We start from the raw sequence: 13,577 nt of genomic DNA on the forward strand, positions 1-13,577 counted from the left end.
ATAATTTATAGATTATTTAGGATAAATTTAGGCAGCTACAATGAGGTTTTTTATGATATTTATCAGTAGTGTTAACAAATCAAAATCCTTATTTTTGGAGAATGAAAGTTTTCGAAAAAGAGAATAATATTTTCAAATTGCTTTCTGAAGCCATTTCAGAAGGTATTATCGTTGTAAATGAAGATCAGGTTATAGTTGCTACCAATGGATCTGCTAACACTATTTTTGGGTATGAAGAAGATGAGCTAAAAGGGAAGCACTTAAATATCCTGATTCCTCAAAAATATCACCATAACCATAAAAGCCATTTTGAAGGTTTTGTAAACCATAGCGAAAAACGAAATATGGGAAAAGGACGCGATCTTTTTGGAGTTCGAAAAGACGGAACTGTTTTTCCTGTAGAAGCAGGGTTAAATCCATTTGCAATTTATGGCAATAGTTATGTAATGGCTTTGGTTATTGATATTACGTTTCGTAAAGAGCAAGAAAAACAAATACAGGATTTGAATGCCAAGCTAGAACAAAAGATTGAGGATCGCACAAAAAAATTACACCATACCATACAAGAATTAAAAGAAGAAGTAAGCCTTCGTATGGAGGCAGAAGCAAAAACAAACGAATCTTTAAAAAAGGAGAGAGATCTTAATGAGTTAAAAACAAAATTTTTATCTCTCGTTTCCCACGAGTTTAAAACTCCTTTAAGTGGTATTCTTACCTCTGCAACACTTGCAGGAAAATATAACCAAACAGAACAGCAAGAAAAGAGGGAAAAACACCTTAATACTATAAAAAACAAAGTAAAATATCTGGATAATATACTCAACGATTTTTTATCGATAGAACGTCTGGAGACCGGTAAGGTAACCTATAAATTTAGCCAATTTCCATTAAGTAAAGTGATTAACGAAGTAGTTTATGATGCCAATATGCTGCTTAAAGACGGGCAACGTATAAATTATCCCAAAGATATTGATGATTATGTAATAGAGTTTGACGAAAAAATTTTGGAACTTGTACTATCCAACCTTATTAATAATGCGATCAAATACTCTGGAGAGCATACTACTATAGATTTGCAGGTATCTTATAAAGATAGTATCCTTACCGTAAAAATTATAGATCAGGGCAGGGGGATTCCTGAAAAAGAACAAAATTTTATATTTAAAAGGTATTTTAGGGCAGAAAATGCATTGCTGGACCAAGGTACAGGTATTGGTTTAAATATAGTAAAGAGTCATTTGGAAAACCTTGGAGGGAGTATTACTTTTACAAGTAAAGAAAACAAAGGTTCTACCTTTATTGTTACAGTACCCATAAATACCTGCAAATCATGAAGACTATTCTTTTAATAGAAGATGACACAGCGCTTAGAGAAAACACAGCAGAACTCTTAGAGCTTTCTAATTACAAGGTTATTACCTCACCAAATGGCAAATTAGGCATCCATAAAGCAAAAGAAGAAAAACCCGATATTATTGTATGCGATATTATGATGCCCGAAATAGATGGATATGGAGTATTAGAGGCATTATCTTATGATATAAACACCAATCATATCCCCTTTATATTTTTGTCTGCAAAAACAGAACATAAAGAAATTAGAAAAGGTATGGATTTGGGAGCAGATGATTATCTTACCAAACCTTTTGAAGAAGAAGAACTGCTAAGTGCTATAGAAAGCCGTCTTGCCAAGGCCGATATAGTCTCAAAAATTATCAAAAAACAAGCCTCAGTAAAAGAAAAGATTGAAGATAGCGGGATTCGTAATCTACATGAGCTTAAAAATTTTTTTGATGACCATGGCGAGGTTTCCAGATTTAAAAAAGGAGAAACCATTTATAAAGAAGGAGAACATTCAAATAATGTTTACCTTATACTGAAAGGAGTAGTCAAAAGCTATAAAATGGACGAAAGCGGTAAAGAGTTGATTACTGCATTGTATAAAGAAGATGATTTTATGGGATTTACTTCCTTTATAGATAACACCCCCTATTTGGAGTCGGCTACGGCAGTTGAAGACGCAGAATTAGCAGGAATATCCAAAACAAGCCTTAAAGAGATATTAGAAAAAAGCAAAAACATATCTTTAGAATTAATGGAGTTACTTACCCATAATCTTTCAGAGATTAAAGAACAATTACTACAAATGGCATATAGTTCTGTACGCAAAAAAACAGCTCAAACTATATTACAGTTTGCAGAGGTACTTAATAAAAAACCACAGGATTGTATAAAAATATCCAGAAATGATCTTGCCAGTGTAGCAGGAATTGCCACCGAAAGTTTGATTCGTACCCTGTCCAGTTTTAAAAAAGACGGGCTAATAGAAATAGAAGGACGCAATATAAAAATTTTAGACTTATCTGGTCTACAGGTAATAGAATAAGAACACAAAAAATATCTAAACTGATTTTTGTCATACTTTTGATGAATACATCCTGATACATTTGTGTATTAGAAAGTATTAAAAATGAAGAACATCCTGATTCCTACAGATTTTTCTGAAAATTCATGGAATGCCATTATATATGCATTATCCTTTTTTAAAAGAATACATTGTAATTTTTATTTCTTACATGTCTCTCCTTTCAAAGAAACAGTTGTAGGAAATTCTTTTTATGAATCCGGAAAAACAACTACAAAAAACACCGAAGGTAGTAATGCCAGGCAAATGCAGAGTTTGCTTAAAAAAATAGAAAAACAGCCTCTTAATACAAAACATCGCTTTTTTGTTACTAACGAGTACATGTTTTTTGTAGATGCAGTTAGAAAACAAGTAGAAGAAAAATCTATAGATTTTATTGTAATGGGAACCAAAGGAGCTTCAGGAATCCAAGAAAAAACTATAGGAAGCAATACCGGCGATGTGATTACCAAAGTAAAATGCCCGGTATTGGTTATTCCCGAAAAAGCAAGCTATATAAAGCCTAAAGAAATAGCATTTCCTACAGACTATAATATGCTTTATAAAAGCAGGGTTCTGGATACGATTACAGATATTCTTGTTTCAAATAAAGCATCTCTACGAGTATTGCATATTGCCAAAAAAGAACAAGAATTAACCGGTTTACAAAAAAAGAACAAAGATTTTTTGGATGATTCTTTGGGTAAAATAAAGCATAGTTTTCATTTTCTTTCCAACCCAAATATAGAAGAGGCTGTGCAATGTTTTGTAGAAAGCAGAAATATCGAAGTAATCACTATGGTGGCAAAAAATCTTAATTTTTTTCAACGTATTTTGTTTCATCCCGTTGTAGAAAAAATAAGCTATCATACCAGTATTCCTTTTCTGGTATTGCACGAGTGATGCTGTTATATAAGTTTGAGTCAAGATATAAAAAAGTCGGCCTGTGCATAATATTGAAGGTTTGACAATCGTAAATAGTTCAAAAAACCTTAAAAATGTACGAGAATCTAATACATAAATATAATATTCCCGGACCACGTTATACAAGTTACCCTACAGTACCGTATTGGGATATAACTACGTTTTCTTTAAAAAACTGGATAACCTCTGTAAAACGATCCTTTGTGCAAAGCAATAACACCGAAGGTATAAGCCTGTATATTCATTTACCTTTTTGTGAGAGTATGTGTACTTTTTGCGGATGTAATAAACGTATTACAAAACGACATGATGTAGAAACACCTTATATAAAAACAGTCCTGAAAGAATGGCAATTATATCTTAATCTTTTTGAAACCAAACCTAAAATAAAAGAGCTGCATTTAGGAGGAGGAACTCCTACTTTTTTTTCTCCTGAAAATCTGAACTATTTGATTAAGGGTATTTTTTTGGGAACAGAACAAGCACAAGATTGCGAACTAAGTTTTGAAGGGCATCCCAATAATACTACAAAAGAGCATTTACAAGCCCTTTATGATGTAGGTTTTAGAAGAGTTAGTTTTGGGGTACAAGATTATGACCCCGTAGTTCAAAAAGCAATTCATAGGGTACAGCCATTCGAGAATGTAAAATATGTTACAGATACCGCACGAAAAATAGGGTATACGTCTGTTGGGCATGACATTATTTTTGGGCTGCCTTTTCAGACAGAAAATGCAATAAAAAATACTATCAAAAAGACAAAAGAATTACAACCGGATCGACTGGCATTTTATAGCTACGCCCATGTACCGTGGCAAAAAGGTAACGGGCAACGGGGTTTCTTAGATTCGGATTTGCCAAGTGCAGAGCAGAAAAGAAAACAATATGAAATAGGAAAAAAATTATTATCAAAAGCAGGATATGTAGAGATTGGGATGGACCATTTTGCATTGCAAAATGATACTCTGTATCAATCTATGCAAAACCAAACCTTGCACCGTAATTTTATGGGATATACAGCATCCAAAACACATACGATGATAGGATTAGGGGTATCTGCAATTAGTGACAGTTGGTATGGTTTTGCTCAAAACGTTAAAAATATTGAAGAATACCAACATCTGGTAGAAGAAGGAATCATACCCGTATACAGAGGGCACATGCTTACCAAAGAAGATGAAATTATAAGGCAACATATTTTGAATTTGATGTGCCATTTTAAAACTAATTGGGACAAGGATACACTATATTTTAAAGAATTACCAGAAGTCCTGCAAAACATTAAAGAGTTAGAAAAAGACGGGTTATTGATAATGGGCGATAAACATATACAAGTAACAGAAAAAGGCCGCCCCTTTGTTCGAAATATTTGTATGGCTTTTGATTTAAGATTACAACGAAACAAACCAGAAACAATGCTGTTTTCTATGACGATATAGTTTTTGGTGTTTTACCCTGTTTTCTTTCTGTTTTCTTTTAGCAAAAAGGCAAGATAACGTATAAAATCAACATAAAAGTACCTCCAAAAGTTTGGCGAGCCTCTAGTGAAACCAGAAAGTTTGCCGAGTTTTACGGTAGCATATCCGGTAGCACTGGAAAACGCCCCGGGTTTTCTGGGGCGTTTTCCAGTTTTGCGTACTTATTCTAAATATAAATAGTTAATAATTTGATTATTAACTATTTACATGAAATTCTTTTTGTTGCTCCTATAACAATCACTTCCTTCTCGATACACAACGCTAAGGTGTGGCACTCGAAGAGACGAGCCTTAAAAAAATTAACCCTTCCGAGAATCACACCATAATCTCTACAATCTCATGTAGCTTGGGGATCTCAACCTTCCAGGAATAGGTATCCTGTATTTTTACGCGCAAAGCATCTGCTGCGGTTGCCTCGCCATGCACCAAAAACACGTTTTCAGGGATATTTTTGATAGCCCCCATCCAATCTAACAATTCTTGTTGGTCTGCATGAGCAGATAAGCTTTCGATCAGGTGTATTTTTGCTTTTACAGGATAATATTTTCCAAATAGTTTGATTTCATGTGCCCCTTCCTGCAATTGTCTGCCTCTTGTTCCTTCTGCCTGATACCCTACCAGTATTATCGATGTGTTTATAGTATCTATGCATTGTTTTAAATAGGTAAGAACCCTTCCTCCTGTAACCATACCGCTACCGGCAATAACAATTTTGGGATGAGGTTTATCAATTACTTCCCAGGTTTCTTTATAGGAGGTTACTATATTAATATAATCACAGATGGCATAATATTCATTTTTTGGTATTTTATGCCAATCTGAAAAGCTTTCAAAAACAGAAAGCACATTGCTACCCATAGGGCTGTCTACATACACTGGTAGATTTGGAATTTTGTTTTTTTGATATAATTTCCACAATATATACATCAAAGTCTGCAATCTTTCTACTGCAAACGAGGGGATAATTAAAGTACCTTTATTGTATAAGGTTTCTTTAATAAGGGCAATCAATTTTTTTTCTACATTTTCTGTGGGGTGTAATTTATTTCCATACGTGCTTTCTATAAAGAGAAAATCTGCCCAATCCGGTTTTTGAGGAGGATATAGAAGTACATCTTTTGCTCTTCCTATATCTCCCGAGAACACTAAAATTTTTCCGTATAGATCTAATTCTATAAAAGTAGCACCTATAATATGCCCATTATATCGAAATCTAAATTGAATATCCCTGGTTAGCGAAACCCAATTATCTTTATCCTGGCTTTTAAAATACTGAACTGTTTTTTCTACATCTTTTTTTGTGTAAAAAGGCAATGCAGGATGGTGCTTAGAGTACCCCTCTTCGTTTGCTCTTTCTGCCTCTTCTTCATGTATTTTTGCACTATCTTTAAGGATAATCTCTGTAATAGCCAATGTTGGAGCAGTTGCTATAATATCCCCGTTAAATCCTTGTTTGACCAATCTGGGCAGATAGCCGGTATGGTCCAAATGCCCATGCGTAAGTAATATCATGTCTATTGCAGTAGCATCAACAGGAAAATCTTTCCAGTTTAACTCACGTAACTCTTTAACTCCCTGAAACATCCCACAATCGATTAGTATGTTTTTTTGCGGAGTTTCTATATAAAACTTGGATCCTGTTACGGTACCTGCTGCTCCCAAAAAATGAATTTTAACTGTTGGCATATCCTTCTGTTTTATATATTGCAAAGCATGTTTATTTCATTCAAGATTTTTTGTTTTCTTTGTTCTGAAACACCCAAATGGTCCAGATAAAAAACGTCTCCCAGTAATTGTTTACAAAGCACAATATCCCTGCTTAATAAAAAGTGCTTTTCTCGGTTGGTAAGAAGTGTGGAGACTGTTATCGGATAAAGACTTAGTCGATCTATCCTGTCCTTAAGACCATTGTTTTTTGGGTAATCCCAACTTAATAAATACAACCCGGCACACGTACCATATTGGATAGCATCTGTAGTAAAACGGGTATTGGTTACCACCCACCCTTGATTAGGTTCTTTTACTTTGTTATTTTGGTACTGTTGTTTAATGTCCTGATATCGGGAATGGATATACAAAGGGACTTTTACATTGCAATTGCGTCCTTCTTCACTATGAAATTTACACTCTATAACCAGATAGTCCCCATTTTTATGAGCTATTATATCTACTTCATGAGACACACAATTGCCTTTAATAACTTGTCCTACAACAACTTCATAACCCGAATATTTTAGTACTGCTGCAACAAAATGTTCAAAAGGAAACCCTGTGGGGCCAAGTTCATAAATCGCTTTTTTGAGTTTGTATTTTGAAGCAAATACAGATTTTTTCTTTTTAAGTAAAGCAAAAGCGCGGTTATAAATCTCTTTGGTAGAAATACCTTGATATAGCTCGTCTCTAACAATATCCAAAATATGCTCTATATCCTTGGCATCTGCTCCGCTACGTTGTAAAGATCCCCGAAGTTTTTGAAGAGAAAATTTAACTTTTTCTCCTGTAGATTTTATAATATCAAAATCCTGTTTTTGCATAAAGTCTGTTTATAATCTATAGCCTAAGAACCTGATTTTGATTCATTTGAAATGCGTCATTCTGAGTGAAATTCTGCTAAGAATTTTGTATCGAAAACTATATTGTGATTTTGTAAGGTGAATTTCTGAAAAACACAAAGCAACCTTAAGGTTATCATGTACAGAGTATATCCAGCAAGCAATTCTAACAGCGCATAGAACCACTTACCGGATATCTGTTTTTCTTTATTAGTTTGTTAAATCATGTAATGCTAATACCGGCACTTTGGATTGGTGTCCCAGAGTTTTTACCATTGGCTTTGAAAATATACTTTCAAAAAAACCATGCTTTCTGTTTACAAAAGTAATCATATCGCTTTCTCTGCTTTCTACAAAACAGCTTACCCCTCCTTTTATATCTACATTATGGAGGGTATGAAAAGTATACTGTAAACCATCCAGGGATTCTTCTAATAATTTTTTGTTATTTACTTGTTCCTCATCCAGGTCATCATCGTTGGTAACATAAAGCACTCGTATAGTAGCATTGGTTATTCTTGCTATCTCTACCAAATATTGAAGTTCCCTGCGTTTAAAATGGGTTTTGTAATCGGTAGGAAATACAATTTCTTCAGGTTCTTTATAATTTGCTTCGGCAGGGATTGCCATTACCGGACAGTTTCTTACTTTTTCCATAACCAAAACTGTATTGCTGCCATAAACCAGATCATTGGCATTGGTAGTTCCTTTAGTGCCCATAACGATCATTTCTATATCCTGTTTTTCAACAATATCTTTGATAGCTTCTAACATGCTATTAAATTGAGATATCATAAAAAACTTGTGATTTGGGTTTTCGTCCCTAAAACTTAATCTTTCCAGTAGTTTACCTAATCCTTTTTCGGATTTCTCTTTTGCTTCTTCATATAGCTTTTCTCCCGGTTCGGGAACCATTAAGCTTTCTACAGCATAACCTATTGCGTTAAATACATTAAGCACATAAAAATCACAGGTTTCATTTTTGTATAATTCTATTGCGTATATCATAGCATTCCACGCATTTCCAGAAAAATCTGTGGGCAACAATATCTTTTTTTTCATTACTTAAGTCTTTACGATTAATCTTATAAATGTACAGGTATCACTATCTTAAAACTATGATAATTATCAGCTTACCTCGGGAATAACCAAAAACGGAACAGCAGCATGAAAGCCTATTTTTTTGATTACAGGTTCGTGTGTAATACTCTCGATAAGACCATATTTGTACTGCGACATACATAGTATATCGATATTCATTTTATCTATAAACTCCTGTATATGCTTCTCTTTTTTTGAAAATCCGGGGATCCAATGAAAGCAATAATTAAAATCGTTAAATTTTTCTTTAAGATTGGCAAGGTTGTACTCTTGTGTTTCGTTTAATTTTTCTTTTTCATGAATATGTATTACCCTGATGTTAGAAGCAAATGCAGTAACTATTTCCAAAAAAGGTTTTAAGGATGCCTCGTTATAAAAACATTTAAAATCTGTTGCAAAAGCAATGTTTTTTGGAGTTTTAAAATCCAGCTGGTCCGGTACTGCCAAAATTGCACAATTTTTTATTTTTTGAATAACCTTTACGGTATTGCTCCCCATAATGATTTCTTTAACCCCGCTAGCTCCTTTGGTTCCCATTACCACAAGATCTATTTCTAAGTTCTTAATTGTTTTTTGAATAGTTTCTACAAGTTTTTTAGAAACGGATATAGTTTCAAAAGAATGTTGTAATCCTTTGGAATCCAGGATTATAGAATGCATTGTTTTGGTAAGACCGTCTTGAGAAGATGCACTTAATTCCTGATATAGTTTATCTCCTTTGCTAGTATTGATCCTACTAGTTAAAACAGGGGTTTCTACATTAAATGTATTTAAGATATAGAATTGACATGGTTGATTTTGAAACAATCGTGTTGCATAAAAAAGGGCGCAATAGGCATTTGTAGAAAAATCTGTAGGAACAAGTATTCTTTTCATTGCTTTTGGTTTTAATACATTAAACCTTAAAACTATTTCCAAAATATTACGCATCCTATGATAATCATCAGGTTTCTGTTAATTTGCCGTATTCCATTATAAATTAGGTAAAGATTTTAGACTAAATTAGCGAATCATAAATATTTACAATAAATGATGAGCACTGAAAATGAAAAAAAAATACCCGAAATAGAAAGAATACCTGTTAATCTAAAATCTATTGGAGAAAAGATGACCCGTGAAAATGGTTTTCTTGGGGTTCCTGACCATTCATTTGAAAAGGCTGGGAGAAACCAATTGATAACGCTTTTGGAGGAAGGGTTAACACCAGACTCTAAAGTTCTTGAAATTGGCTGTGGAGTGCTTCGTGTTGGATATTGGTTAATCCATTTTCTTAATCCAGATTGTTATTATGGGATCGAGCCAGCAGAAAAAAGAGTAGAAATCGGCAAAAAATATCTCTTACATTCAGAAATTTTAGCCTCAAAAAGGCCTCAGTTTGATTTTAATGAAATTTTTGATACTTCTGTTTTTCATACAAAGTTTGATTTCTTTTTAGCTGGATCTATCTGGACACATTGTAGTAAAGAGAGCATTAGGGTAATGCTTAATGGATTTGCTAATAATACAACAGATTCTGCTGTATTCTTGACTTCATACCTTCCTGCAAGATTAAAAAAAAATGATTACCAAGGAAATGATTGGGTAGGTACCAGTCATAGGTCTGATATATCTGGTTGTATAAGGCATTCGCGAAAATGGATTCAATCAGAGTGCGATAAACGTAACTTGATATTAGAAAGTTTATCCAGAGATGCATTTGACGGGCAATATTGGCTTAAAATTTCTAAACATAAAACATCAAAATATTCAATAAAAAGAAAACGTATTCAATTAAAAAAATTAATTAGGAGTATGTTAGATCTGATTTTTGAATAAAATTATATTTTGGTACTTTAATAGTTTTTTTAGTATCCTTTAGGAATTCATATTACTCTATGATATGTTTAAATAAAATCTTTAAGATAATATACGAAGCGGTTAGTGGTTTAAACTTTTTTCAATTCGTTATAAAAAGGTCCTTATTTATTAAATGTAACCAGATACTAACTTAGGTTGATTTAAAAAATGCTAAAGTATATTTTAACCTAGTAACAAAAACAAAGATAGTACCTATAAGAATAGAAATACAAACCCCATGAACAGATAACCTGGAAACTAATAATAGAGATAAAAGAATGCTTATAACAACTCCTGTTAAGGACGTAAGAGCCATTAACAATGTTTGTTTTTTATAGTTATAGGTAATCCCTAAGTAACCAGCAAGAATTATAAATAAATTAGAAAAAGCCAACCAGGGTAAATATTTTAATGAAGCTACCAAGTCAGGAAAGTATAGAGGAAAAATAATCCAAGAGCCTAAGATAACCATAATAACGGATCCTACAGAAATCAATATAACCTTGATTATAATACTTTTAAAAAAAGAGCTTTCTTCTTTAAAATTTGGGTTCGATAAACAATGATCTTGTAAGGAATAGTAATAAAACATTCCTAAAAAAAATATCCCTGTTGATAATCTTTCTGCTACTGCAAAAACACCATTATCAGAGATACCAAGATTGGATACAATAATGTATTTGTTAATTGTAAAAAAAGATGCCCAACTCAATGCATTCAATATTAATGGAGTTGAATACTTGATTAGTTTAAAAGCATTTAAAAAATTTATAAGATAATCTCTAAAATAAGTTGTAAAACTAAACCCCCAGATAGATAGAATAATACAAATAATATTTGATCCAAGTAATACTAAAAGAGTATTGTATAATTTGTTTTCGGTAAACACAACAACCAACAACGATGTTATGGTAAACAATACGCTTTTTACAATTCCAACTACTGTGAATCGGGTTACGTTGCCAATAGCTCTAATAAGTTGAAGAAAAATAGAAAGAATAATCTGACTCATTAAAATCAAATATGTAATAGATAAAAATGAAGTTAAAGATGAATAGAAATAATATACAAAGGCATAAACAATAGTTGTTACTACAACCATAAGTATCATAATTATTATGCCATTAGAAAAACTAATTTGTTGCTCTGTAATATCCTTTGTATTAAACCATCTATATATAGCATCTCCAATCTGTAATGAGAAAACGGTAGTTAACAGAGCTACTGTAGAAATAATCAAATCTAATTCCCCTGTATCTTCAAACCCAAGATAACTGACAATTATTGGAAATATCAAAATTGCAATAAACTTACTCGAATAATTTCCTATTGAATAATTTACTGCATTTTTAAAAATATGATTCATTTCAATAAGTTCCTTAAAATGTTTTATTGTAATTTTGAATAGATTCTAATTTATGAAAACACTATTATTTATCGGTCATCCTGGTCATGAGCTATTGGCACATAAGTTTATGAGTATTTATAAACCTGCTGTCGTTTTCTTAACTGATGGCTCAGGAAACAATAATCAACCAAGAATACACCAGTCTGTTAATTTGATTAAATCTCTAAACCTTAATGCATATTCTCCTTTCAAACCTTATTCTGATCGTCAAATATATGATTTAATATTATCTAATTCTATAGACTCTTTTTTAAGAATTAAATTAACTCTAAAAGAGTTTATTTTGAAAAATGAATTTCAAATGATTGTTGGTGATGCACTAGAAGGTTTCAATCCATCTCATGATCTTTGCAGATATTTAATTAATTCTATTGTAGTAGAACTTAAAAATGAAGGCTTTGAAATTAAGAATTATGATTTTTTTCAAGATGATGTTCGAAAAAACCAGGTGTCTGAAAAAAAGGATGAGGATATCGTCTTAGAATTAAATAAAAATGAGCTTCAAAAAAAAATGGATGCATGCATGAATTATCCGGAAATCAAATCAGAGGTAGATAAATTTGTTGCTCATTTTGGAAAAGAATTCTTTGCTTTAGAGTTTTTCCGAAAAGTAAAAGATCCAAAAATGATCACTAGTTGGGATACAGAGTTTCCTTACTATGAAGAGTTTGGAAAAAGACGTATAGCTGAAGGAGCTTATGAACAATTAATCTCATTCGAGAATCATATAAAAAAAATAGCATGCTCTCTATTTTCTCCTAAAAAGCTCTAGTTTTTTTATGAATATCTTGATCACTAATATACAAATGGATGGATATAATGGAACTACACTATATGTTAAAGAATTAGCCATTTCATTGATAGAGAGAGGAGAAAATGTTCAAATATATTCTAGATTAATAGGTCAAATTGGGATTGAACTCAGAGAACAAGGAATTACAATCGTTAACAATCTTACCGATATCACTTTTTATCCAGATGTTATTCATGCACATCATAATGTAACAACTCTAGATGTTTTATCTTTTTTTAAAAATGTCCCTGTGTTATTTTGGATTCATGATCGATTAAGCCCCTTTGATCACCCCCCGTTTCATAAAAATATTGTGAAATATATGGCAGTTGATTATAATTGTAAAGAAAGATACGCTACTGATTGTGGATTTTCTCAGTCCGATTCAGACGTGGTATATAATTGGGTAAACCTTAAAAGATTTGCTCTAAAAGATACTATCCAAACTAAACCAAAAAAAGCGTTGATATTTTCTAATTATGCAAACAATCGCAATTTTTTAGTTCCTATCAAAAAAGCATGTGCTCAATGTAATTTAATACTTGATGTTATTGGTCAGGAATCTGGTAATCAAAAACGAGATCCCGAAAAATATCTTGAAGACTATGATATTATTTTTGCTAAAGCTAAAGCTGCTATGGAATCAATAGCAACAGGAGCCGGAGTAATTATTTGTGACTTTAGAGGGTTAGCCGGGATGGTTACTACCAAAAATCTTAAACATTACAGAAAGTTTAATTTTGGAATGAAATTAATGGAAAACCCCGCTAACGAGAAAAATATCATAAATGAAATACAAAAATATAATGCAAAAGATATTCAAATGGTATCACAAATGATACGATCACAAATTGATATTCATATTATCGTTGATCAGCTTCTTGTTTTGTACAAAGACTGTGTATCTGGCTATCAAAAAGGGGATAGAGGTAAATATAACTTTAAGATCACTAATTTTCTATACATAAAAATGATGAGGTGGTATTTTATTGTAATAAATTACTTGAGAAATAATTTATATTTTGTTTTTGTTTTATTGCGAGGTTTCAAAAGAAAGATGCAAGAATAATGGTAAAATTCT

Annotated in this window: 12 protein-coding genes; 7 read left to right on the plus strand and 5 right to left on the minus strand. The window is 32.3% G+C overall.

Annotation, left to right across the window (positions count from 1 at the left end; translation table 11 throughout):
- Positions 1-101: 101 nt before the first annotated feature.
- The 4 genes from ACZIYX_RS02200 to hemN all read left to right on the plus strand — a co-directional run bounded on the left by ACZIYX_RS02200 (position 102) and on the right by hemN (position 4,767).
- Positions 102-1,334: a PAS domain-containing sensor histidine kinase gene (locus ACZIYX_RS02200; RefSeq protein WP_462680559.1), complete on the plus strand. Its 1,233-nt coding sequence runs from the start codon at positions 102-104 to the stop codon at positions 1,332-1,334.
- Positions 1,331-2,386 carry a response regulator gene (locus ACZIYX_RS02205; protein ID WP_462680560.1) on the plus strand — a complete coding sequence of 352 codons (1,056 nt, stop codon included), beginning with the start codon at positions 1,331-1,333 and terminating at the stop codon, positions 2,384-2,386. Before ACZIYX_RS02200 ends, ACZIYX_RS02205 begins: the two co-directional genes overlap by 4 nt.
- A gap of 84 nt (positions 2,387-2,470) precedes the next feature.
- Entirely contained in the window at positions 2,471-3,307 is an 837-nt protein-coding gene (locus ACZIYX_RS02210; RefSeq protein ID WP_462680561.1) for a universal stress protein, read from the plus strand.
- Positions 3,308-3,402: 95 nt separating this feature from the next.
- The gene (hemN, locus tag ACZIYX_RS02215; RefSeq protein WP_462680562.1) at positions 3,403-4,767 is read left to right on the plus strand and encodes an oxygen-independent coproporphyrinogen III oxidase; all 1,365 of its coding nucleotides are present in this window, start codon (positions 3,403-3,405) and stop codon (positions 4,765-4,767) included.
- Positions 4,768-5,121: 354 nt separating this feature from the next.
- Here the strand turns inward: hemN and ACZIYX_RS02220 are convergent, their stop codons facing one another.
- From ACZIYX_RS02220 to ACZIYX_RS02235, 4 genes are all read right to left on the minus strand, one after another.
- Positions 5,122-6,492, minus strand: coding sequence for an MBL fold metallo-hydrolase RNA specificity domain-containing protein (locus ACZIYX_RS02220; protein WP_462680563.1), 1,371 nt, complete (start codon positions 6,490-6,492; stop codon positions 5,122-5,124).
- 11 nt (positions 6,493-6,503) lie between these two features.
- Complete coding sequence (locus tag ACZIYX_RS02225; protein ID WP_462680564.1) at positions 6,504-7,340, minus strand: restriction endonuclease; 837 nt, start codon at positions 7,338-7,340, stop codon at positions 6,504-6,506.
- A 228-nt stretch (positions 7,341-7,568) separates the two neighbouring features.
- Positions 7,569-8,420 carry a universal stress protein gene (locus ACZIYX_RS02230; RefSeq protein WP_462680565.1) on the minus strand — a complete coding sequence of 284 codons (852 nt, stop codon included), beginning with the start codon at positions 8,418-8,420 and terminating at the stop codon, positions 7,569-7,571.
- Positions 8,421-8,486: 66 nt separating this feature from the next.
- Positions 8,487-9,335, minus strand: a complete 849-nt coding sequence (locus ACZIYX_RS02235; protein WP_462680566.1) for a universal stress protein — start codon at positions 9,333-9,335, stop codon at positions 8,487-8,489.
- A gap of 153 nt (positions 9,336-9,488) precedes the next feature.
- Between ACZIYX_RS02235 and ACZIYX_RS02240 the strand changes: the two genes are divergently transcribed.
- Positions 9,489-10,274: a methyltransferase domain-containing protein gene (locus tag ACZIYX_RS02240; RefSeq protein WP_462680567.1), complete on the plus strand. Its 786-nt coding sequence runs from the start codon at positions 9,489-9,491 to the stop codon at positions 10,272-10,274.
- A 172-nt stretch (positions 10,275-10,446) separates the two neighbouring features.
- Here ACZIYX_RS02240 and ACZIYX_RS02245 read toward each other — a convergent pair whose 3' ends face one another.
- The gene (locus ACZIYX_RS02245; protein ID WP_462680568.1) at positions 10,447-11,661 is read right to left on the minus strand and encodes a lipopolysaccharide biosynthesis protein; all 1,215 of its coding nucleotides are present in this window, start codon (positions 11,659-11,661) and stop codon (positions 10,447-10,449) included.
- Between the two features lie 52 nt (positions 11,662-11,713).
- Between ACZIYX_RS02245 and ACZIYX_RS02250 the strand changes: the two genes are divergently transcribed.
- Both ACZIYX_RS02250 and ACZIYX_RS02255 read left to right on the plus strand, forming a co-directional pair.
- The gene (locus ACZIYX_RS02250; protein WP_462680569.1) at positions 11,714-12,475 is read left to right on the plus strand and encodes a hypothetical protein; all 762 of its coding nucleotides are present in this window, start codon (positions 11,714-11,716) and stop codon (positions 12,473-12,475) included.
- Positions 12,476-12,482: 7 nt separating this feature from the next.
- Positions 12,483-13,565: a glycosyltransferase family protein gene (locus ACZIYX_RS02255; RefSeq protein ID WP_462680570.1), complete on the plus strand. Its 1,083-nt coding sequence runs from the start codon at positions 12,483-12,485 to the stop codon at positions 13,563-13,565.
- Positions 13,566-13,577 lie beyond the last annotated feature (12 nt).

The organism is Aquimarina sp. (assembly GCF_977115655.1).

Coding starts and splice junctions, on each gene's coding strand:
- ACZIYX_RS02210 (WP_462680561.1), top strand. CDS start 2,471: ATGAAGAACATCCTGATTCCTACAGATTTTTCTGAAAATTCATGGAAT.
- ACZIYX_RS02255 (WP_462680570.1), top strand. CDS start 12,483: ATGAATATCTTGATCACTAATATACAAATGGATGGATATAATGGAACT.
- ACZIYX_RS02200 (WP_462680559.1), top strand. CDS start 102: ATGAAAGTTTTCGAAAAAGAGAATAATATTTTCAAATTGCTTTCTGAA.
- ACZIYX_RS02225 (WP_462680564.1), bottom strand. CDS start 7,340: ATGCAAAAACAGGATTTTGATATTATAAAATCTACAGGAGAAAAAGTT.
- ACZIYX_RS02205 (WP_462680560.1), top strand. CDS start 1,331: ATGAAGACTATTCTTTTAATAGAAGATGACACAGCGCTTAGAGAAAAC.
- ACZIYX_RS02240 (WP_462680567.1), top strand. CDS start 9,489: ATGATGAGCACTGAAAATGAAAAAAAAATACCCGAAATAGAAAGAATA.
- ACZIYX_RS02230 (WP_462680565.1), bottom strand. CDS start 8,420: ATGAAAAAAAAGATATTGTTGCCCACAGATTTTTCTGGAAATGCGTGG.
- hemN (WP_462680562.1), top strand. CDS start 3,403: ATGTACGAGAATCTAATACATAAATATAATATTCCCGGACCACGTTAT.
- ACZIYX_RS02220 (WP_462680563.1), bottom strand. CDS start 6,492: ATGCCAACAGTTAAAATTCATTTTTTGGGAGCAGCAGGTACCGTAACA.
- ACZIYX_RS02250 (WP_462680569.1), top strand. CDS start 11,714: ATGAAAACACTATTATTTATCGGTCATCCTGGTCATGAGCTATTGGCA.
- ACZIYX_RS02235 (WP_462680566.1), bottom strand. CDS start 9,335: ATGAAAAGAATACTTGTTCCTACAGATTTTTCTACAAATGCCTATTGC.
- ACZIYX_RS02245 (WP_462680568.1), bottom strand. CDS start 11,661: ATGAATCATATTTTTAAAAATGCAGTAAATTATTCAATAGGAAATTAT.